The following is a 19946-nucleotide window of genomic DNA, read 5'->3' as shown; positions in this document are numbered from 1 at the left end:
CCGTGGCCCATGACCAACCCGCTGGACTACCCGCGCTTTCCCTTTCGTGCCGGGGCGAGCGCGATGACCACGGCCCCCCTGTCGGCGGTCTGGGAGCAGTGCGTGTCGATCGGCGGGCCCAACCGCTACTACTACATGAACCCGCTGTGGAGCCTGCGCGAGTCGTTGGATGCGCTGCTCGGCGGTCGCGGGCTCAGCCGGGGGCGGCCGCTGCATACCGACCTGCGCCCCGGCGATGTCATCGACTCATGGCGGGTGCTGGTGGTGGAGCCGCGGGAGCGTCTGGCGTTGGGCTTCGGCATGAAGGCCCCGGGGACCGGGGTGCTGGAGTTCACCGTCCGGCCCCATGAGCAGCAGACCCGCGTGCGGGTGACCGCGTATTGGTCCCCGCGGGGGGTGCCCGGGCGCATGTACTGGTACGCCATGGAGCCCGCCCACGCCATCCTGTTCAAGGGGCTGGCCCGCGCCATCTGCCGCCGCGCGGAGACGCGGGCGAGTGGTTGAGCCCCTTCTTTGACACACCGCGAGCGCGTGCCGGATCCTGATCCCTTCTGAACCGCATTGTCGGGAGCTGGAGGACCATGAGCGAGCCGCACATCGAATACCTTCAGGGCGAGGAGATCGGCCAGCGTTTTGAGCAGATCGCCGCGCTGCGGCTGCAGGTCTTCCGGGAATGGCCCTACCTCTACGACGGCAGCATGGAGGAGGAGCGGTACTTCCTGCGCTTTTACCTCGACGCCCCGTGGGCGTTGGCCACCGTGGTTGTGGATGGCGACGAGGTGGTCGGGCTGTCGACGGCCATGCCGCTGACGGACGAGTCCCCGCGGATCCAGAAGCCGTTTATCGATGAAGGCTTCGATCCGGGGCAGGTGTTCTACCTGGCCGAGTCGATCCTCCTGCCGGCCTATCGCGGCCGGGGGTTCTACCGGCACTTTTTCGATGTCCGGGAGCGCCATGCTCGAAGCTGTGGCGACTACCAGTGGGCCACCCTGTGCACTGTGGTCCGTGATCCGGCCCATCCGCTCCGCCCGGCGGACTACCAGCCACTGGACCCCGTCTGGCGGCACTTCGGGTATACGCCCCGCGAGGAGCTGATCGCCTACTACCCTTGGAAGCAGGTCGACGAGCCTGCGGAGACCGATAAGCCCCTGCAGTTCTGGATCAAGCAGTTGTGAAGGCGCTGCGGCGGGATCCCGGCCGAGGGCGTGGCCGGACGGGGAGGAGTGATGCGCATCGAGCCCAAGCCTCTGAACGCCTATCCCTGGTACCTGCGCCCGTTCTTCTGGAACCAGCGCCGCAAATACGGTGAAGTCCTCCAGCCGGGGCTGCTTTGGGGGCGCTCGCCCAGGGTCTTTGCCGCCTTGGCTCTGCTTTTCGGTGCCCTGGAGCGCAGACGCAGCCCCCTGGATCCGGCGCTGCGCTCGCTGGTTACCGTCCGTGTGTCACAGATCAACCACTGCGCGTTCTGCATCGATATCAATACCCGCACGCTGAACCGGCGCGGCGTTGACTGGACGAAGATCACTGCGCTGTCCGAGTGGCGGCAAAGCGATGCCTTCGACGAGCGTGAGCGGGCCGTGCTGACCTACACGGAGGCCATGACCTGCAGTGATGCCGGGGTTCGGGATGAGCACGTTGACGCCTTGCGGCCCTACTTCGACGAAGACGGGCTCGTGGAGCTGACCGGTCTGATCGCCTTCCAAAACATGTCGAGCAAGTTCAACAGTGCCCTCGACGTGCCGGCCCAGGGGTTCTGTCAGGCGCCTGGCAGGAGCCGGGTGAAAGGCGGCCGGCCCGGCGCCGACTGAGCCGCGCCGCCCGGTGCCGCGTTTACGTTCGGGTTGCCGACGGCGGTGGCCCCTCCACGGCAGCCCCGTCCGGTGCCGTGCGCGGGAAGAGGAACGAGGCCGCCGCCACGAGGAGTGCGAGCGTTGCGAAGGCCACGAACGCCTCCGTGTAGCCGGCCTGCGCGATGGCCCAGCCGACCAGCGGCGATCCGAGGGCCTGGCCGACGGTGATCGCCAGGAAGGGGACCACCGGTCCCAGCGAGGGCCGTTGACGCAACAGTCGGACGCCGGTAACCAGGTACAGTCCGGTTAGGGTCATGAACGCCCAACCGAAGACGCCGGCCGAGAACAGCGCGACCCACCACTCGCCCGGGGCGATGGCCACGAGCCCGGTGGCAGCGCCGAGGGCGACCAGCGCCATGGCCTGGGTGGTGGGGGCGCCAAACCGGTCACCGAGGTCACTCGCCCACGCCCCGGCTAGACCGGTGATGCCGACGGCCAACCAAAGCAGCCCGGTGAGCCTCTCGGGAAGATCGCCCATTTCCACGACCAGGTCGGGCGCGAAGATCCAGTAGGCGGACGAGGTCAGGCCCATCGCGACGCAGAACACGGTCAGCCCGACCACTGGCAGCCACCGCCCGGGTTCGTAGGCCCCGGAGGCCGGAGCGTTGTCGCCGGGCTGCGCCCTTGCCGTCTTCGGGATCAGGAACAGGGCGGCAATGACGCCCATGGCTGCGAGGGCCGCGAACGAGCCGTAGGCCAGGCGCCAGGCCCCGCTGAGCAGTAGTACCGTGGGGACGCACAGGATCAGGCCGAAGCTGGTGCCGGCGTTCATCACGGCGTTGACCCGCCCGCGGAGGTCGGCCCGCACGGCCACCTGCGCACCGGCGGACAGCGCCGGCATCATTAGCCCGGTGGAGATGCCACAGGCGAAGACGCCGGCGCCGAGCGTCAGCGCGTCAGCCGCCTGGCTGATCAGCATAAGGCCACCGAACGCAAAAAGACCGGAGACCACGGCCGCGTAGCGCGGACCGAGGCGGTCGACGATAGGTGACGCGATCAGGCTGGCGAAGCAGAAGCTGACAAAGGCCATCGAACTGATGACGCCGACGGCGTCTGCCGAGAGCCCCAGCTCTGTGCGGATGGCGGGGACGAACAGCCCGAACGCGTATCGGGCGAGCCCGAAGGCGACCGCGATCAGTCCGGCCCCGAGAACAGCGTAGCCGACAGCACCCACGGGCCTCATGATTCCGCACCCTGCGCAGTCGCGAGGACGGCGGGGATAATCCCCTGCAAGTGCTCGGTGGCGGCGGCCGCGCCGAGCACCGGGACCAGGGCGTTGGCCCCCTCAAGCACCATCAGCAGGCGTTCCGCCAGCTTCGGATCGCCTCTCGAGCGGTCGCGTTCCAGGGCGTCGCCGATGACGGCGAGGAGCTCGCGCTTGAGCCGGCGACCCTGCTCGGCGATCACCGGATGATCCTGCTCGTACTCGGCGATGGCCTTGAGGACAATGCACCCGCGACCGGGGGTGGTCTCCAGCCAACGGCAGTGGCGTTGTGCCAGTGCGGTGACGGCCTCACCCGGCGCCGCGTTGTCGACGGCAGCGCGCAGATCCTGGAGATAGCGCTCGTAGCGGCGGGCGAGCACCGCCTCCACCAGTGCCTCCTTGGATGGGAAGTGGTTGTACAGCGTCATCCGGGCGACCCCCGCCTGGGTGATGACGCGGTCGATACCCGTGGCGTGGAAGCCGGCCGAGTAAAAAAGCCGCTCGGCCGTGTCGAGCAGATTTTCGCGCTTGCTGTTGATCATGCGATACACCGGATCAGATAGAACGATCTGTCTAGTCTGGGGTAGAGGTCGCGACCTCGTCAATGGACCGGGCTGCGCTCACGCCTCCTCTTGCTCCTGCGGCGGCGGATCCGTGAAGCTCAGCGAGCTATAGCGGGCGATATACAAGCGTCGGGGACCAGTGATTCGGCGGCAGGCCGACTTTGTTGCCGGGCCGTCGTGGTCGCACCTCTCGCTCAAGGCCGAGGGATTGCTATGGGCGGCTGATGGATCGTGTGCAGATGCCCGGAGGGGATGCGGGGGAGCGACGGGGTGGGGCCGCCCTGGGTAGCTCCGGCCCCCAGCCCGCATGGGCTGGGGGCCGAGGAAGGATCCTACTCCCAGCCGTCGTAGGGGAGGAGGTCCTCATAGATCTCGTCGCTGCGATAAGTCTCGACGCCGAAGAGTAGGCGGCCGCGCTTCTCGATGCTGTCGGCCATGGTGCTGACGAGGTCGAGCGCATCTAGGGCTTGGGTGTTGCTGTACTCGGTCAGGTATGTCTCGGCCAGTTCCGGCTCCCCGGAGGCGATCAGAGCCCCGGCCATGGCGTGCACCTGTTCTTGCTCGGCTCGCCGCGCCGCCTCATACGCGGTCAGCGCCTCCTCGACCTCCGGGTAGAACGCCTCGTAGCGCTTCTCGTGGGCCGGGCCGGCATTCCACAGGGATCCGCCCATGGCGTGGAAGAGGCGCTTGAACTCCCGGAAGGCGTAGCGGCTGGCTTCCTGCTCGAAGAGTTCGGGCGGCAGGAACTGGGCGTCCTCGTCCTGGCTCAGGTAGCGGTGCCACTTGAACTCGACCGGAACGTCTTCCTGGCCAATGTAGTGCGGCATGAACGGGCTCGCTGACGAGGGTGCCACGGTCGCCCAGAGGGTCTGCAGTGTGTGGTGCTCGAGGTCGTCCCGCAGGTGGGCGACCGTCCCGTAGCCCGCCGTCTGGCTGGTGATCTTCGGCGAGCGCACGGCCTCCTTCATGTCGCTCAGCGAGACCGGCTCACGCGCCTCAAGCCAGCGCTCCATCTCGGCGACCGCCGGCGCGCGCATCTGCATGCCGTCCTGCTCGGGCTGCCGATCCGTGCCATAGACCTCATTGAAATGGAAGGCGCCGTCTTGCTCCGGATCGTACCACCCCTGCTCCTCGGCGAAGGAGATAAGGTGCTCGGCACCCATGTAGTCCGGGTGGTCCTGGAAGTCCGCGGGTATCTCGCCGATGTAGCCGGGACGAGAAACCCGTACCTCGTCCGGCGCCAGGCGCTTAGCAGCCCAGAGGCCCTCTCCGCCGGCGAGCTGGATCAGAATCCATCCTTCGTCCTCGTCGGCGAACAGGTGCGAGTTGCCGCCGTAGGTCGCGTGGCCGTGCTCCTCGACCATCTCGCCAACGAGTGCGGTCGCGCCCCTCGCCGACTCGGCACGCTCCATGGCGATCTGCGCATGATCGCTGTAGGAGAGGCCGCGCTGGGGCGTCGGGGTCATCTCGACGAGTTCCTCGCGGGACGGCGACCAGATATCCCGTGCCGCCAGCCCTTGCTCGTTGAGGCCGCCGTTGACCAGCGGGGGCGGGAAGCCGGCCCACGAGGTGTAGCGCACGGCAATGTACTTGTTCGTCTGGCTTGCCTGCGGGATCTCGATGCGCTCGCCGGGGATGTCGGCCTGGTCTGTGATGCCTACCTCCATCGTGGCGCCAGGCTCATGTGACTGCGCCGGGATGACCTCGATGAAGTGGCTCGATGGCTCATCGCCGTAGCCGCCGAGCAGGACGCTACCATCCTCGGTCAGCTCGTGGCCGACGTAGAGCCCTACGCTCTTGCCTCGCTCCTCCTTGGGGTAGGTCGCGGGCGTGGCTGCGAGCAGTTCGCTCGCCTCGCCTCCGGCCAGGGTGGGTGCGCTGGCAGCGCCGCCGATCATCAGTGCCGGTGCGGCGAGGGTGATCAGGCGTTGCGGCAAGATTGCCTCCGGTTGGTTGCTTCCATCATGGATGAACCGTGAAGGCACGCCTCACTCTCGCCCGCAGGCGCAAGGCGTACACTTCCGGGAAGGCGGTGAGAAGGTTGGGAAGATGGCGGAAGGGGAGGGATTCGAACCCCCGGTGGGCAGGGCCCACAGCTGATTTCGAGTCAGCCGCCTTCGTCCGCTCGGCCACCCTTCCTAAGCCTTTTAGGATAGCCAGTAAGGGCGGGCTGCTGCAAGGGGTTACGGCGCGCGTGGTGTGTCGGTGAAGGTGACCGAGCGGTAGCGCGCGAATTGCAGGGTCCTGGACCAGTAGTCCGGGGGCAGGCCGGCCTTGAGCTTGAGCTGAGCGAGGAACTCCTGCGGGTCCGGTAGGCCCTCCCAGACCGCGGGCAGGAAGGTGGCGCGGCGCAGACCGTCGTGGAGGATCAGGCCGTCCTCGCCGGGGACCAGCTCTTCGAGCAGTTGCGCCTCGTGCTCCACCTCCAGGGGTTCGGCCTCGCCGAGGACGGCGACCTTGACGGTCAGCGCGTCGAGTTCTTCGCGGGTGACGGGGTCGAAGCGCGGATCGCTAAAAGCGGCCTCCAGGGCCGAGTCCATGACACTGCGCACCAGCGGTTGGCGGGGCACCAGGCTGCCCATGCAGCCACGCAGCACGTCGCCCTGGTGGAGCGAGACGAAGGCGGCCCCGGGCCGGGTCAGGGCCTCCGGCAGGCCCGAGGCGATGGGCAGCGGCTCGCCCACCTCCTGCTGGTGGGCGATGTTCTGCCGGGCGAAGCGGGGCAGGAGGGCGCCGTGCTCCGACGGGACGTCGGTGCCGATGGGAGTTTGCTCAGTGGAAGACATAGCTGCCATACCCTACGACCGAGGAGCGATCGCCGGTGACATCGCCGGAGTTGCATTGCGCAATCGTCTGCGCCTGCAGGCCGTGCTTGCGCGCGAACCACAGCAGCCCGCGCAGCGGGGCGGCGCCGCAGGCCCGCTGCGGGGTGATCTGCTCGAAGGTGCCGGCCTCGATGGCCGCGGTGGTCTCGGCGTCGAGCTGCCGGGCAGTGGGGTCGTCGTGGAAGTGGCTCAGGTCCGAGCTGACCACCACCAGGGTGTCCGGTTGCCAGAAACGCTCGATCAGGCGGCCGCACGCCTCGGCCGGACCGCGGCCGACCACCAGGGGGAGAACGTCGAAGTCCTCGAGCAGGGTCTGCAGGAAGGGCAGATGGACCTCCAGGCTATGCTCGCGTGCGTGGGCCGTGTCGTCGATGTGCACGCTATCCAGTGCCAGCGCCTTTCGGCGCAGGGTGTCGCTAACGGGCACCGTGCCTAGCGGGGTCGCCAGGGCGTCGGCCATCGGCAGGGCGATGCCGCTGAGGTCGACGAAGTGGGCCGGTCCGAGCAGCACCACGTGGCGCAGTTGCTGGCGGATCGGGGCGATGCGCTGATAGCCCCGCGCCGCGGCGGCACCCGAGAACGGGTAGCCGGCATGGGGGAGCACCATGGCGCGGGGGGCCCGGGCCGGGTCCTGTTCCGGCTCGCCGGCCTCGGCGAGCAGTTCCTGGACGGACCGGCGCAGGGCTTCCGCCTCGCCGGGGTAGAAGCGTCCGGCGACGGCAGGGGGGCGAACCGAGGGCGTGGTCTCGTGCATGGGCGTGACCTCCCGTGGCGAAGGAACCGCAATGTCGATGAACCCGTCTAAACTTTAGACGATTCAACCCGAGCGCGGTTTCCGAGCGATCATGAATCAGACCACGACCCCTGTACCAAGAGAGCGCGATCCCGCGGACCCGTCCGTCGTGGCCACGCGTTTCTGGAGCCGGTGTGACGACGGGCGGCTCCAGTGCGACCTCTGTCCGCGCCACTGTCGCCTGAAGGACGGGCAGCGGGGGCTGTGCTTCGTGCGTATGGCCCGGGGCGGGGAGGTGGTGCTGACCACCTACGGCCGCTCCAGCGGCTTCTGTATCGACCCCATCGAGAAGAAGCCGCTCAACCACTTCCTGCCCGGCTCGTCGGTACTCTCCTTCGGCACCGCCGGCTGCAACCTCGCCTGCAAGTTCTGCCAGAACTGGGACATGAGCAAGTCCCGGGAGATGGACATCCTCGCCGATCGCGCCGAGCCGGAGCAGATCGCCGACGCCGCGGCGGCCCAAGGGGCGCAGAGCGTGGCCTTCACCTACAACGACCCGGTCATTTTCCACGAATATGCAGTGGATGTGGCGGCGGCGTGCCGGGCGCGCGGCATCCGCACGGTGGCGGTGACCGCCGGGTATATCTGCCCGGAGCCCAGGGCGGAGTTCTTCGCTGCCCTGGATGCTGCGAATGTCGACCTCAAGGCGTTCAGTGAGCGTTTCTATCACCGTCTGACCGGCGCCCACCTGGCACCGGTGCTGGATACCCTGCGCTACGTTCGCCACGAAACCGATTGCTGGCTTGAGCTTACCACGCTGCTGATCCCCGGTGAGAACGACAACGATGCCGAGATTGAGGCCATGGCGCAGTGGGTGCTGGAGCACCTCGGCGCGGATGTGCCGATGCACTTCACGGCCTTCCATCCGGCCTTCCGGATGGTGAACCATCCGCGAACGCCGCCGCAGACCCTGAGCCGTGCCCGGGAGATCGCCCTGGCGCAGGGGTTGCGCTATGTCTACACCGGCAACGTCTACGACCCGGAGGGCAGTGCCACCTACTGCCACGCCTGCGGCGAGCGGCTCATTGAGCGCGACCGGTACGAACTCGGTGCCTGGCGGCTGGGCGCCGCCGGCGCCTGCCGGCGCTGCGGGGAGCCGTGCGCCGGGGTCTTCGAGGCCCGCCCCGGGCGCTGGGCGGGGCGGCGCCTACCCTTGCGTTTCAGCTAGTCGCTGCTGGCTTCCCCGGTCCCCGAGGCGGTGCCGATCGGCGCAATCACGCGGACCTTCGCCCAGACCCCTCGTGCGTCCGGGAAGCACAGGGATCCGTCGGCGAAGGTCATCTTCCAGTACGAGATGACCGTGGCGGGGGTCTGCGGGGCGGTGAAGTCGACCTGCAGCGTGACCCGCTCCCCGGGGTCGACCCGCGGGAGCGGTACCGAGGGTTGCAGCGGTACCAGTCGGGCGCCGATCTCCCGGGGGGTACCGGCCGTATCCAGGATGCGGATGTCGTCATCCTGACACGTGAGATAGCGGTCGACCCACGGCTGGTCGCCGAGATTCTGGAGCTGCCAGCCCTTGCGGAAGCGGCTACCCGCCAGCACCGGAGCGCCGTCCGGGTAGTTGAGGTCGCCGATGAAGCCGCTGCGGTCGAGGCCGTTCTCGACGGTCTCCGTGACCCCCGTCGCGTTGGGGTCGTTGCGGAACATGGGCTCGAGCAGTGCCAGCGGGTGGACCTCCAGCGCGTTGGCGATGCGGACGATGGTGCTCATGCTCGGATAGCGCCCCGGTTGCCAGGCGTCGTAGAGGGCCTGACGGCTCATGCCTGCCCGCCGGGCCAGCTCTGCCAGCGGGAGCCCTCGCTCCCGGGCGGTCTTGCGGATGTACTGCTCCAGTTCCGTCTGCATGAGCTCGGGTTTCGTCTTCGTCCGTGGATTAAGCGTAGCCCCGCTGACGGGATGGACTAGGGTAGTGGGCTTTAATCCTTTTTCATAGTAGGGAAACTGGCGCAACTGTCCAGCGATCTGGACGACTCGCACGCCTTGCATGGTCATCCACTGTATAAGGGGGCTACGATCCCCTCGGAAGCTGGCCGAAGTCAGGGCAGTGCAGTTTCGGGTGCGAAGGCTCCTGCCTGTCGGTTCGGCCCGATACGGGGGGCTGTACTGCCCTGACTTCGGCCAGCTGGGGCAGGGCGGAGCCTGGATCCGCCAGCGGTCTGGAATGGACTTCCGAGGTGGTTTGCGTGCGAGGGATCCCGCTGTGTTCCCTGATTGTCTTCGGTGGGCTGGGTCTTGCCCTGGTTTTCGGTGTCGCCTTCACCGCAGCCGGGACGTATCTCGGCCCAGAGAGCCACGCTGCTGAGCCGGCCCGCACGCATCCCGCTTTGCTCACCGCCCACCCGTCGCTCCCCGGCCTGCTGCGCATGCCGGAGGGCGGGCAAGCACCGGCTGGCACGTCGACCTACCTCGTGGCGCTCATCTCAGCCGGGGCAGGCTTCACCGTGGTGGGCCTGTTCGGCCTGTGGCTGCGCCGGCAACTGGTCGTTCCGCTGCAGGAGGCAGCCCGGTCCATCGAGGTTGGGGCGCCGATGCGCCTGCGGGGGATGGCCGGGGCCGTGCGCGAGCTGCGCATGGTCGAGGAGCGCTACAACCGCGCTCGAGAGGCCATGGAGCAGCGCATCGAGGCGCTGGACGAGCAGCTGCATACCGACTGGCTGACCGGGGTGAGCAACCGGCGCGGCCTCGAGGAGGCCTTGCTCGTGGAGTTGGATCGGGCGCGGCGCTCCGGGGCCCCGGTCAGCCTGGTCTTCCTGGATCTCGATGGTTTCAAGGCGCTGAATGATGAGCAGGGCCACGAGTCCGGGGATCGGGCCCTGCAGCAGGTGGCCAGACTGCTGCGCCGGCGCGTACGCGAGGCCGATGCGGTGGCGCGCTGGGGCGGCGACGAGTTCGTGATTCTCTGCCGGGACACCGACTTGGCCGGGGGCGAGGCGTTGGCCCATGCGCTCGCCCGACGCCTGGCGCAGTGGCCGCGGATGCCGGGTGGGTGTCGGGCAAGCATCGGGGTGAGCGCCTGGCAGCCCGGAGAGGGTTTCCGCGAGTTGATTGCCCGTGCCGACGAGGCCATGTACGACGCCAAGCGCCAGGGTGGTGGGCGCGTCTGCGTCAGGTCAGGTCGCTAAAAAGGTCCTGTTCGCGTTGTCTCGGTTGCAGCCCCGAGAGGCTCACGCCGAGCAGCCTGACCGCCCGGGACCCGGCCTCGGTCTCCGCGAGCAGGGCGGGGATCAGGGCCTCGATGTCCGCCGCCCCGGCGACCGGCCCGTGCGGGGAGACCCGCCGCGTGATGGATTCGAAGTCGGCGTAGCGCAGCTTCAGTGTCACCGTCCGGGCCACCACGCCTTGGCTCTCCAGGCGCGTAGCCACCTTGGCGATGAGCGGAGCCAGCCGCTCGCGGATCTCTTCCGGATCCCGGGTGTCATCCCCGAAGGTGCGTTCGGCACCGATGGATTTCCGTGGTCGGCGCCGCCGGACGGGGCGGTGGTCGATGCCGCGGGCGGCGTCGTGCAGGGTGCCGGCGCGGTTGCCGAGGAACACGTGCAGATCGGCCAGCTCCCAGTCGAGCAGGTCGCCGACCCGGGTGATGCCGAGGCGCTCGAGCCGGGCGGCGGTGGCCGGCCCGACGCCGTGAAGCCTTCGGATTGGCTGAGCGGTGACGTACGCCGGTCCCTGTTCGGGTGGGACGACGTAGAGGCCGTCCGGCTTGCCCTCGTCCGAGGCGAGCTTGGCCAGCAGCTTGTTGTAAGACACCCCCGCCGATGCCGTCAGGCCGGTCTCCTCGCGGATGCGCCGGCGGATCGCCTGGGCCATGTGGGTGGCGGATCCGTGGAAGCGCTGCGAGCCGGTGACGTCCAGGTACGCCTCATCCAGCGAGAGCGGCTCGATGGTGGTGGCGAAGTCGGCAAAGATGCCGTGGATCTGCCGCGAGATGGCGCGGTAGTGGTCGAAGCGCGGGCGCAGGAAGATGGCGTCCGGGCACAGGCGGCGGGCCCGGGCAGCCGGCTGCGCCGAGCGAATGCCGAAGGTTCGCGCCTCGTAACTCGCCGCGGCGACCACCCCTCGCCCGTCGGGGGACCCTCCCACCACCACCGGTCGTCCACGCAGGCTCGGGTTGTCGCGTTGCTCCACCGAGGCGTAGAAGGCATCCATGTCGATGTGGATGATCTTGCGCGCGGTCATCGCTACAACGCTCAGTCCGCTCGGGTCAGCCACTCCACGCCGGCGGCGGTCACCACCCCGGTGACCACCGCCCAGATGGCCAGGCTACCGATCATCCACTGCGCCGTCTGCCGCCGCCAGGCGCCCAGGGCCAGGGCCATCACTGCCGCCAGGTGGATGCCGGTGAGCACTGGCCCGAGCAGCGCCAGTCCGGGCAGCCCGTAGCGATCCCAGACTCGAGTGGCGCGGTCGCTCCAGCGCCGGCGCACCGGCCCGCGGCGGCGCTCCCACCAGCGAAACAGGGCGATGATGGCGAAAACCGGCAGCGCGTTGCCGATGAATGCGACTACGGTGAGCGGGGTCACCGAGAGCCCCATGGCTGCGCCCATGGGAATGACGACCATGAGCTCCACCCACGGAGTGGCGGCGAGCAGGAAGACGACCGAGTACTTGAGCAGCAGTTCCATAGAGGGGGCCGGCGCATGAATGAGCGGCCCATTCTAAGCGAATCGTCTAGATAAAGAGTTCCGGGGGCAGGGCCCAGTTTGCGGGATCCTCGGCACGCTCGATGCGGTGAGCGGGGTGGCCGTGGTACAGGTCCAGAGTGGGGGGTGGTTCGATCATGCGCTGCGCCGAGATATCGTAGACCACCCGGACACGCGGCTTGTCTGCGGGGCGGTCCCGGGCCTCCAGGACCACGCCGAGCTTGCCGGACGATAGGCGCACCAGGGTGCCCGGTGGATAGATTCCGACGCAGCGCACGAACCGCTGCACCAGCTTACCGTCCAACCCCTGGCCGGCTTCGTGGGCGACGATGCGGAGTCCTTCGGTCGGTGGGCGGCCGCGGTGGTAGGCGCGGATGGCGGTGACGGCATCGTAGATGTCGACAATGGCGGCCATGCGGGTCTCGATGCTCAGCTGCCGGCCGCTCAGGCCGTAGGGGTACCCGGAGCCGTCGATCCGTTCGTGGTGCTGCTCGGCGATGCGCACGGCCAGCGGAGTGGCCTGGGCCGTCTCGCGCAGTAGCGCCGCGCCGCGCCAGGTGTGGTCCTTGACCTGCTGATACTCCTCCGGCGTCAGCGGACCCGGCTTGGAGATGATGGCATCCGGTAGCAGCGTTTTGCCGATGTCGTGGACGATCCCGGCGGAGCCTAGTGCACGTACATGGGGCTCGGGCATGCGCAGGTAGCGCGCGAACGCCATCAGCAGTACGCCGACGTTGACGCTGTGCTGGTAGGTGTAGTGGTCGCGGGAGCGGATGCGCCCGAAGGCGAGCATGGCATCCGGGTGCTCGTGCAGGGCAGCGGAGAGTTCCTCGCTGATGGTGTCGATGTCCTGCATGCGCAGGGCCCGGCCGGCGCGGGCATCCTGCAGCAGCTCGCGCACCGCCGAGCGCGCCTCCTGAGTCAGTTGCCGTGCCCACTGCCGCCCGTCGCCGGCCTTGGCCCGGGCGGGGCGCCGGTGGCTTGGTTCGGCGGCCTGCTGCGCCGCGCCGGAGGTTTCGGGGCGTCCGCGGTGTGGGTCGACCCGCACCCGGGTCAGCCCCATGGCGCGGATCTTGTCGATGCTCGCCTGCTCGAGCTCGAACTGGTTGTACAGGAACGGGTGCATGGCCCACTGCACGCCCAGGTCGACGAGGTACATGCCGGGGCGCAGGTCCTCGACCGGGACCTCGACCGCGTCCCTGGGTGGTGGTCTTTCCACGACTGCTTCCCTCCGCCCGGTTCCCTGCCGGGGATCGCAACCCTGCATTTGAAACTCCAGCGGTCAGCGTAACCCAAACGCCATTTCCCGCAACCCGGAGAGGGGAGCCGTTGGCATTGCCGCACCGCCCTTATATCCTGATCGGGTTCGAGCCCGCCCCGGAGGTCGCATGTTCCTAGAGCGCAACCCGCGATTCGTCAGCCGGCTGACGCGTGAGACCCTCGCGCTGATCATGGCCGGCGGCCGCGGTGGACGGCTCTCCAGCCTCACGGACTGGCGCACCAAGCCGGCGATCCCCTTTGGCGGCAAGTTCCGGCTGATCGACTTCCCGCTCTCGAACTGCATCAATTCGGGGATCCGTCGGGTGGGCATCCTGACGCAGTACAAGGCCCACTCACTGATCCAGCATGTCCAGCGCGGCTGGGGGTTCCTGCGCGGCGAGTTCGGCGAGTTCGTCGAACTCATCCCCGCCCAGCAGCGCATGGACAAGCCGCTGTGGTACTCCGGCACGGCTGATTCGGTCTACCAGAACATCGACATCATCCAGGCCCACGACCCGAGCTACGTGCTGATCCTCGCCGGCGATCACGTCTATAAGATGGACTACGGTGCGATGATCGCCCGCCATGTGGAGTCCGACGCCGACGTCACCGTCGGCTGCGTGCAGGTGAGTCTGGAGCAGGCCCGCGCCTTCGGGGTGATGACCGTCGAGAAGGACGGGCGCGTCACCGCCCTGACCGAGAAGCCGACGCACCCCGAGCCGATGCCGGGCAAGGACGATGTGGCCCTGGTCTCCATGGGTATCTATGTCTTCAACCGCGACTACCTGCTGCAGGTGCTGCGCGAGGACGCCGAGAACTTCGCCAGCTCGCGGGACTTTGGGCGGGACGTCCTGCCCGCGGCCATCCAGCGCGATCACGTCCAGGCCTTCCCGTTCAGCGACCCGGTCAGCGGCAAGCAGGCCTACTGGCGGGATGTGGGCACCGTGGACGCCTTCTACCGCGCCAATCAGGAGCTGATCCAGGAGGAGCCGGAGCTCGATCTCTACGACGACGAGTGGCCGATCTGGACCTACCAGGCGCAGCTGCCGCCGGCGAAATTCATGCATGATCAGAGTGGCAAGCGCGGCATGGCCATCGATTCGATGGTCTCCGGCGGCAACATCATCGCCGGTGCCTCGGTGCGTCGCTCGGTGCTCTTCTCGCGGGTGAAGGTGGGCCCCGGTGCCGAGGTCAAGGAGTCGGTGATCCTGCCCCGGGTGACCGTCGGCGACGGCTGCCGGGTGCGCAATGCGGTCATCGATGAGGGCTGCCGCATCCCGCCGGGGATGGTCATCGGCGAGGACCTGGAGACCGACCGCGAGCGATTCCATGTCACCCCGGGCGGTGTGGTGCTGGTCACCGCCGAGATGCTGGGCCAGGAAGTGGCTCACGTGCGCTGAAACGCCCGCGCTTCGCCGACGCTCGCGTCCCCGCCCATTGCCCCTGATACCAGGAAGCTTGTATGGCTGAGATCCCTGCTGTCGAAGGACTGTTCAACCAATTCGCCATCCTGCTGCTCGTTGCAGCCGTCATTGGCTTTATCGGCACCCGCCTCAAGCAGCCGCTGATCGTATCTTTCATCGCGGTGGGCATCCTGGTGGGCCCGTCTGCGCTTGGCTGGGTGGACGGGCACGAGCCGATGATGGAACTACTGGCCGAGATCGGTATCGCGCTGCTGCTGTTCATCGTCGGCCTCAAGCTCGATCTGCACCTGATCCGCACCATGGGGCCCGTGGCTCTCGCTACTGGCCTGGGGCAGGTGATCTTCACCTCGGCGGTTGGTTTCCTGATCGCACTGGCGATGGGCATGGAGCCGATCACCGCCCTCTACGTGGCGGTGGCGCTGACCTTCTCGAGTACCATCATTATCGTCAAGCTGCTGTCGGATAAGAAGGAGATCGACGCCCTGCACGGGCGCATCGCCATCGGTTTTCTGATCGTGCAGGACATCTGCGTGGTCCTGGCCATGATCCTGATCACCTCCCTGGCAGCTGGTGAGGGGGACGCCAACGTCGCCGTCGAGGTGGGGCAGGTCCTGCTGACGGGCGTGGCCCTGCTGCTGTTCGTGGGCGTGTTGATGCGCTATGTGCTGCCGCGGCTGCTTAACATGCTGGCGCGCACACCGGAGCTGCTGGTGCTCTTCTCCATCGCCCTGGCTGTGGCGATGGCCACTGGGGGCGATCTGATGGGCTTCAGCAAGGAGGTGGGGGCTTTCCTGGCGGGTATCGCCATCGCATCCACGCCCTATCGCGAGGCGGTGGCCTCGCGGCTGACGGCGCTGCGCGATTTCCTGCTGCTGTTCTTCTTCATCTCCCTGGGCGCGCAGCTGGATATGGGCACCATCGGCGATCAGGTGGTGCCGGCGCTGATCTTCTCGGCCTTCGTGCTCATCGGCAACCCGATCATCGTGCTGATCATCATGGGCTTTATGGGCTACCGCAAGCGCACCGGCTTCCTGGCCGGGCTGACGGTGGCGCAGATCTCGGAGTTCTCCCTGATCCTCGCGGCCCTGGGCATGTCGGTGGGGCACATCGGCCAGGACACCATGGGGCTGGTGACGCTGGTGGGGCTGATCACCATCGGCGCTTCCACCTACATGATCCTCTACTCCAAGCCGCTCTATGAGCGTCTGGCGCCGCTGCTCTCGGTCTTCGAGCGCAGGACCCCGCACGCGGAGATCGCCCTGGACAGTCAGCCGGATCAGCACTACGAGGCCGATGTGGTGATCTTCGGTTTGGGCCGCTACGGGCACCAGCTGGCCAAGAACTTCAAGGCCCGCGGCTGGCGGGTGCTCGGCGTGGACTTCGACCCGACCCTGGTGGGACAGTGGCGGGACGAAGGCCACATGGCCCACTACGGCGATGCCTCGGACCCGGAGTTCCCGCAGACCCTGCCGCTGGGCCGGGCCCGCTGGGTGATCAGCACGGTGCCCGATCGGGACATCGGGGCAACGCTGATCACTGCGCTGCGCGGGGCCGGCTACCGCGGTAAGGTGGCGGTTACGTCCCACTCGCGGATGGATGCTGACTACCTGCGTGGCCACGGGCCCGACCGGGTCCTGCTGCCCTTCGTCGACGCCGCGGAGATGGCCGTGGCCGGGATCACCGGGGGGCAGGGAGGAGGTGAACGATGAGCCTTGAGCGGATCCTGATTGCCAGCGACCTATCGGAACGGGCGGCGCTGGCCGGCGCTCGGTCGGCGCAGTTGGCCGAAGAGGCGGGAGCCGGCGTCGTAGCCGTCTGTGTCGTCGAGGGTGATATCCCGGCCGAGGGCGGCGGTGGCGATCCGCGGGCCACGGTACAACAGGCGGTCGAGGCCGAGCTGCAGCGGGTCACGCCGGGGCACTGGGCATCCGTGCGGGTGCGTTTCGGAGACACGCTTGGTGAGTTGTCTCGGGTGGCCGAGGAGGAGCAGGCTCAGCTGCTCCTCCTTGGTGCCCATGGTCAGCATTTCGCGGCCGACTGGGTGCTGGGGACGACCGCCGAGCAGGTCGTGCGCCACCTGCCGGTGCCCACTCTGGTGGTCCGGCAGTCGGCGGAGCATCCCTACCGGCGCATCCTGGTCGCCACCGATTTTTCCGCCTGTGCCCGCGCCGCCCTGCAGCGCGTAGCGGACTGGTTCCCGGGCGCGGACCTGGAGCTGCTCCATGTCCTCGACACCCAGGCCCTGGAGCAGATGCGTACCGCCGGGGTGGATCCGCGCTGGGTGGAGCGGCGCTACGAGCAGCTGCGCACCGAAGCCGAGTCCCGTCTACGTGAGGAACTGCTCGCCTGCAGGGTCGATCCGGATGAGGTGACGATGACGCTGTTGGCGGGCCATCCGGCGGAGTTCTTGCTCGAGCGCGTGCGGACCCGCCAGCCCCAGCTGGTGGCCATGGGCAATCACGGCCGCGGACGCTGGGGCAATCTGCTGCTCGGCAGCGTGGCCAGCCGCGTGCTGCACCAGATCGACACGGACCTGCTACTGGTCCGTGCCGGGGAGGGCTGAGGACGCCCCGGGCATGCCGCTGCGGTGGCGGTCCGCAACCTTCCCGACTGCGCGGAGGTTTCATGGTGGAGGACGAAGGGGACGCGGCCCCCGGGGCCGCGCAGGAGCCGGCTGGACGCTGGCATGCCAGAGAGGCCGAGCAGGTTGCCGAGCACTTCGGCTCGGGGCCGCAGGGCTTGGCGGTTGACGAGGTCCAGGCGCGTCTGCAGCGCCACGGCCCCAACCGGCTGCAGCCGCCCGAGCGGGCCGGCCCGGTGGTGCGCTTCCTGCGCCACTTCCACAACATCCTGATCTACATCCTGATCGCCGCTGCACTGGGCACTGCGCTGCTCGGCCACTGGGTCGATACCGGGGTGATCCTGGCGGTGGTGCTGATCAACACCCTCATCGGCTTCCTCCAGGAGGGCAAGGCGGAGCGCGCCCTGGATGCCATCCGCCAGATGCTCTCGCCCCAGGCGGTGGTGGTCCGCGGTGGCGAGCGCCAGGAGGTGGACGCCGCCGAGATCGTCCCCGGCGACGTCGTCTTCCTCCAGGCCGGCGATAAGGTGCCCGCCGACCTGCGTCTGCTCAACGCCAAGAACCTGCGCATCGACGAGGCGGTGCTCACCGGTGAGTCGGTGCCGGTGGAGAAGGGCACCGAGGCGGTGGATGCCGGGGCGGATCTCGGCGACCGGCGGGGGATGGCCTACTCCGGCACCCTGGTGACCTTCGGCCGGGGGCTCGGCGTGGTGGTGGCCACCGGGGCGGAAACCGAGGTCGGGCGCATCTCGCAGATGCTCGGCGAGGTGCACAGCCTGCAGACGCCGCTGATCCGACAGACCGAGCAGTTCGGCCGCTGGCTGGCGGCGATCATCGTGGTGGTGGCGGCGTTCACCTTCGCCTTCGGCTACTGGGTGCGGGACTACCCGCTCGACGAGATGTTCCTGGCCGCGGCCAGCCTGGCGGTCTCCACCATCCCCGAGGGCCTGCCGGCGATCCTGACCATCGCCCTGGCCATCGGCGTTCAGAAGATGGCCCGGCGCAACGCCATTATCCGGCGCCTGCCCGCGGTGGAGACCCTCGGCTCGGTCTCGACCATCTGCTCGGACAAGACCGGCACGCTCACCCGCAACGAGATGACCGTTGCCACGCTGGTCAGTGGCGAGCGGCAGCTGCGGGTCGATGGCGTCGGTTATGCCCCCCACGGCGGGTTCTGCGAGGGGCACGAGGAGGTGTTCCCCGACCGCGACCCGGTCTTCCACCAGGCCCTGCTCTGCGCCCTGCTGTGCAACGACGCGGAGCACTTCGAGCGCGACGGCGAGTGGCGTCTGCGCGGCGACCCCACCGAGGGGTCGCTGGTGGTGGCCGCACGCAAGGCCGGCTACGATCCGGTGGCCGAGGCGGAGCAGCGCCCGCGCGTGGACGTCATCCCGTTTGAGTCGGATCACAAATACATGGCGACCCTGCACTCTGACCATCACGGATGGCAGGGGATCTATCTCAAGGGCAGTCCGGAGCGGCTGCTCGAGCTCTGCAGTCACGAGCAGACCACCGCGGGGGCGCAGCCGCTGGAGCGGGCCCGGTGGGAGTCGGCCATGGACGAGGTGGCCGCTCGCGGTGAGCGCCTGCTGGCCCTGGCCGTGCGGGAGGTCGAGCCCCATCAGCAGGAGCTGACCTACGAGCAGGTGGAGGCGGGGGGATTCACCCTGCTGGCGCTGGTCGGCATCATCGACCCGCCCCGCGAGGAGGCCATCGAGGCGGTTGCCCGTGCCCAGGGGGCGGGGATCCGGGTGAAGATGATCACCGGGGATCACCTGGCCACCGCGCGGGCCATCGGCCGGCAGCTGGGGATCGGGCAGGGGGCGGCGGTCTCCGGCCAGGAGATCGACGGCATGGACGACGCGACGCTGCAGGAGACGGTACGCCGCGTCGATGTCTTTGCCCGCACCACGCCGGAGCACAAGCTGCGCTTGGTTCAGGCCCTGCAGGCCGAAGGTGGCATCTGTGCCATGACCGGCGACGGGGTCAACGATGCGCCGGCGCTCAAGCGCGCCGACGTCGGCGTGGCCATGGGCAACAAGGGCACCGAGGCGGCCAAGGAGGCCTCGGAGATGGTCCTGGCCGACGACAACTTCGCCTCCATCACCCACGCGGTGGAGGAGGGGCGCGCCGTCTACGACAACATCCGCAAGGCCATCCTGCACATGCTGCCCACCAACGCCGGGCAGTCGCTGACCATCATGATGGCGATCCTGATGGGGCTGGCCCTGCCGCTGACCCCGGTGCAGGTGCTCTGGGTGAACATGGTCACCTCGGTGACGCTGGCCATGGCGCTTGCCTTCGAGCCGGCCGAGCCGGGGGTGATGGGGCGCCCGCAGCGGGATCCGAAGGCGCCGCTGCTCTCCGGCTTCATGCTCTGGCGTATCCCGTTTGTGGCGCTGCTGCTGTGGCTGGGGACCTTCGGCCACTTCGTGTGGATGGAGGAGGTGGTCGGCGCCAGCGATGAGCTGGCCCGGACCGTGGCCATCAACACCCTGGTCGCCGGCCAGGCGTTCTATCTGCTCAACCTGCGCCTGATCTACGACCCGATCTGGCGGGGCTGGGCGTTGTTCCGCTCGCAGGCGATGTGGATCGCCATCGGCGTGCTCATCCTGCTCCAGATTGCCTTCACCTACGCCCCGGTCATGCACGCGCTCTTCGGCACCACGCCGATTGGGCCCCAGGACTGGGCGCGCATCTTGCTCTTCGGGCTGGCGGTGTTCGTGATCGTGGAGTTGGAGAAGGCCGTCGTCCGCCGGCTGCCTGCGCGGCAGCCGGCTTCGGTGGCGACGACGGGGTAGCCGGT

18 protein-coding genes and 1 tRNA gene are annotated in these 19946 nt (G+C 68.4%); 9 read left to right on the top strand and 10 right to left on the bottom strand.

All coding sequences use genetic code 11. From position 1 onward, the window contains the following. The first annotated feature begins 9 nt into the window (after positions 1 to 9). The 3 genes from LRG10_RS01845 to LRG10_RS01835 all read left to right on the top strand — a co-directional run bounded on the left by LRG10_RS01845 (position 10) and on the right by LRG10_RS01835 (position 1808). Positions 10 to 504 (top strand): DUF2867 domain-containing protein, encoded by a 495-nt coding sequence (locus LRG10_RS01845; RefSeq protein WP_201171763.1) that lies wholly within the window; start codon positions 10 to 12, stop codon positions 502 to 504. Positions 505 to 581: 77 nt separating this feature from the next. Beyond that, positions 582 to 1175, top strand: coding sequence for a GNAT family N-acetyltransferase (locus LRG10_RS01840; RefSeq protein ID WP_201171761.1), 594 nt, complete (start codon positions 582 to 584; stop codon positions 1173 to 1175). A gap of 51 nt (positions 1176 to 1226) precedes the next feature. Next, on the top strand, positions 1227 to 1808 hold the full coding sequence (locus tag LRG10_RS01835) for a carboxymuconolactone decarboxylase family protein (RefSeq protein WP_201171750.1): 582 nt from the start codon (positions 1227 to 1229) through the stop codon (positions 1806 to 1808). Between the two features lie 22 nt (positions 1809 to 1830). Here the strand turns inward: LRG10_RS01835 and LRG10_RS01830 are convergent, their stop codons facing one another. From LRG10_RS01830 to amrB, 6 genes are all read right to left on the bottom strand, one after another. Further along, a complete protein-coding gene (locus LRG10_RS01830; RefSeq protein ID WP_201171748.1) occupies positions 1831 to 3033 on the bottom strand; it encodes an MFS transporter in 1203 nt (400 codons plus the stop codon). Next, a complete protein-coding gene (locus LRG10_RS01825; protein ID WP_201171747.1) occupies positions 3030 to 3596 on the bottom strand; it encodes a TetR/AcrR family transcriptional regulator in 567 nt (188 codons plus the stop codon). The genes LRG10_RS01830 and LRG10_RS01825 overlap by 4 nt, the downstream gene beginning before the upstream one ends. Positions 3597 to 3949: 353 nt before the next feature. Then, positions 3950 to 5554 carry a C69 family dipeptidase gene (locus LRG10_RS01820; RefSeq protein WP_201171746.1) on the bottom strand — a complete coding sequence of 535 codons (1605 nt, stop codon included), beginning with the start codon at positions 5552 to 5554 and terminating at the stop codon, positions 3950 to 3952. Positions 5555 to 5667: 113 nt separating this feature from the next. Continuing rightward, positions 5668 to 5756 (bottom strand) — tRNA-Ser (locus LRG10_RS01815). Between the two features lie 44 nt (positions 5757 to 5800). Further along, complete coding sequence (gene amrA / locus LRG10_RS01810) at positions 5801 to 6403, bottom strand: AmmeMemoRadiSam system protein A (protein ID WP_201171741.1); 603 nt, start codon at positions 6401 to 6403, stop codon at positions 5801 to 5803. Continuing rightward, positions 6390 to 7196: an AmmeMemoRadiSam system protein B gene (gene amrB, locus LRG10_RS01805; RefSeq protein WP_201171739.1), complete on the bottom strand. Its 807-nt coding sequence runs from the start codon at positions 7194 to 7196 to the stop codon at positions 6390 to 6392. The genes amrA and amrB overlap by 14 nt, the downstream gene beginning before the upstream one ends. 91 nt (positions 7197 to 7287) lie before the next feature. On the opposite strand from amrB, the gene amrS reads away from it, so the two are divergent. Next, positions 7288 to 8403: an AmmeMemoRadiSam system radical SAM enzyme gene (gene amrS, locus LRG10_RS01800; protein WP_201171738.1), complete on the top strand. Its 1116-nt coding sequence runs from the start codon at positions 7288 to 7290 to the stop codon at positions 8401 to 8403. On the opposite strand, the gene LRG10_RS01795 is transcribed toward amrS, so the two are convergent. After that, positions 8400 to 9080, bottom strand: a complete 681-nt coding sequence (locus tag LRG10_RS01795; protein ID WP_201171737.1) for an NBR1-Ig-like domain-containing protein — start codon at positions 9078 to 9080, stop codon at positions 8400 to 8402. The genes amrS and LRG10_RS01795 overlap by 4 nt on opposite strands. 338 nt (positions 9081 to 9418) lie before the next feature. Here LRG10_RS01795 and LRG10_RS13200 point away from each other — a divergent pair, with 338 nt between their 5' ends. Further along, positions 9419 to 10357, top strand: a complete 939-nt coding sequence (locus tag LRG10_RS13200) for a GGDEF domain-containing protein (protein WP_201171735.1) — start codon at positions 9419 to 9421, stop codon at positions 10355 to 10357. Here the strand turns inward: LRG10_RS13200 and dinB are convergent. Genes dinB through LRG10_RS01775 form a run of 3 tightly spaced genes read right to left on the bottom strand, consistent with a single transcriptional unit; the run spans position 10341 to position 13094 of the window. Beyond that, entirely contained in the window at positions 10341 to 11411 is a 1071-nt protein-coding gene (gene dinB / locus LRG10_RS01785) for a DNA polymerase IV (RefSeq protein WP_201242911.1), read from the bottom strand. The genes LRG10_RS13200 and dinB overlap by 17 nt on opposite strands. Positions 11412 to 11422: 11 nt before the next feature. After that, positions 11423 to 11857: a small multi-drug export protein gene (locus LRG10_RS01780; RefSeq protein WP_201171713.1), complete on the bottom strand. Its 435-nt coding sequence runs from the start codon at positions 11855 to 11857 to the stop codon at positions 11423 to 11425. Between the two features lie 46 nt (positions 11858 to 11903). Further along, a complete protein-coding gene (locus LRG10_RS01775) occupies positions 11904 to 13094 on the bottom strand; it encodes an HD-GYP domain-containing protein (protein ID WP_201171707.1) in 1191 nt (396 codons plus the stop codon). 169 nt (positions 13095 to 13263) lie between these two features. Between LRG10_RS01775 and glgC the strand changes: the two genes are divergently transcribed. From glgC to LRG10_RS01755, 4 genes are all read left to right on the top strand, one after another. Continuing rightward, positions 13264 to 14535: a glucose-1-phosphate adenylyltransferase gene (gene glgC / locus LRG10_RS01770; protein ID WP_201171705.1), complete on the top strand. Its 1272-nt coding sequence runs from the start codon at positions 13264 to 13266 to the stop codon at positions 14533 to 14535. Between the two features lie 62 nt (positions 14536 to 14597). Further along, on the top strand, positions 14598 to 16268 hold the full coding sequence (locus LRG10_RS01765; RefSeq protein ID WP_201171704.1) for a cation:proton antiporter: 1671 nt from the start codon (positions 14598 to 14600) through the stop codon (positions 16266 to 16268). Beyond that, on the top strand, positions 16265 to 17122 hold the full coding sequence (locus LRG10_RS01760) for a universal stress protein (RefSeq protein ID WP_201171703.1): 858 nt from the start codon (positions 16265 to 16267) through the stop codon (positions 17120 to 17122). Before LRG10_RS01765 ends, LRG10_RS01760 begins: the two co-directional genes overlap by 4 nt. Positions 17123 to 17184: 62 nt before the next feature. Next, entirely contained in the window at positions 17185 to 19941 is a 2757-nt protein-coding gene (locus LRG10_RS01755) for a cation-transporting P-type ATPase (RefSeq protein WP_201171702.1), read from the top strand. Positions 19942 to 19946 lie beyond the last annotated feature (5 nt).

This window comes from Halorhodospira sp. 9628 (assembly GCF_022228075.1).
GTDB lineage: Bacteria > Pseudomonadota > Gammaproteobacteria > Nitrococcales > Halorhodospiraceae > Halorhodospira > Halorhodospira halophila_A.
Note: the sequence above shows the minus strand (reverse complement) of the source record. Positions and strands in the feature narration are given on the sequence as shown.

Bases quoted from the DNA above. Each gene is read 5' to 3' on its own strand.
- LRG10_RS01840 (WP_201171761.1), top strand. From the start codon at position 582: ATGAGCGAGCCGCACATCGAATACCTTCAGGGCGAGGAGATCGGCCAG.
- LRG10_RS01845 (WP_201171763.1), top strand. From the start codon at position 10: ATGACCAACCCGCTGGACTACCCGCGCTTTCCCTTTCGTGCCGGGGCG.
- LRG10_RS01825 (WP_201171747.1), bottom strand. From the start codon at position 3,596: ATGATCAACAGCAAGCGCGAAAATCTGCTCGACACGGCCGAGCGGCTT.
- LRG10_RS01755 (WP_201171702.1), top strand. From the start codon at position 17,185: ATGGTGGAGGACGAAGGGGACGCGGCCCCCGGGGCCGCGCAGGAGCCG.
- dinB (WP_201242911.1), bottom strand. From the start codon at position 11,411: ATGACCGCGCGCAAGATCATCCACATCGACATGGATGCCTTCTACGCC.
- glgC (WP_201171705.1), top strand. From the start codon at position 13,264: ATGTTCCTAGAGCGCAACCCGCGATTCGTCAGCCGGCTGACGCGTGAG.
- LRG10_RS01780 (WP_201171713.1), bottom strand. From the start codon at position 11,857: ATGGAACTGCTGCTCAAGTACTCGGTCGTCTTCCTGCTCGCCGCCACT.
- LRG10_RS01795 (WP_201171737.1), bottom strand. From the start codon at position 9,080: ATGCAGACGGAACTGGAGCAGTACATCCGCAAGACCGCCCGGGAGCGA.
- LRG10_RS01765 (WP_201171704.1), top strand. From the start codon at position 14,598: ATGGCTGAGATCCCTGCTGTCGAAGGACTGTTCAACCAATTCGCCATC.
- amrB (WP_201171739.1), bottom strand. From the start codon at position 7,196: ATGCACGAGACCACGCCCTCGGTTCGCCCCCCTGCCGTCGCCGGACGC.
- LRG10_RS01760 (WP_201171703.1), top strand. From the start codon at position 16,265: ATGAGCCTTGAGCGGATCCTGATTGCCAGCGACCTATCGGAACGGGCG.
- LRG10_RS01830 (WP_201171748.1), bottom strand. From the start codon at position 3,033: ATGAGGCCCGTGGGTGCTGTCGGCTACGCTGTTCTCGGGGCCGGACTG.
- amrS (WP_201171738.1), top strand. From the start codon at position 7,288: ATGAATCAGACCACGACCCCTGTACCAAGAGAGCGCGATCCCGCGGAC.
- amrA (WP_201171741.1), bottom strand. From the start codon at position 6,403: ATGTCTTCCACTGAGCAAACTCCCATCGGCACCGACGTCCCGTCGGAG.
- LRG10_RS01835 (WP_201171750.1), top strand. From the start codon at position 1,227: ATGCGCATCGAGCCCAAGCCTCTGAACGCCTATCCCTGGTACCTGCGC.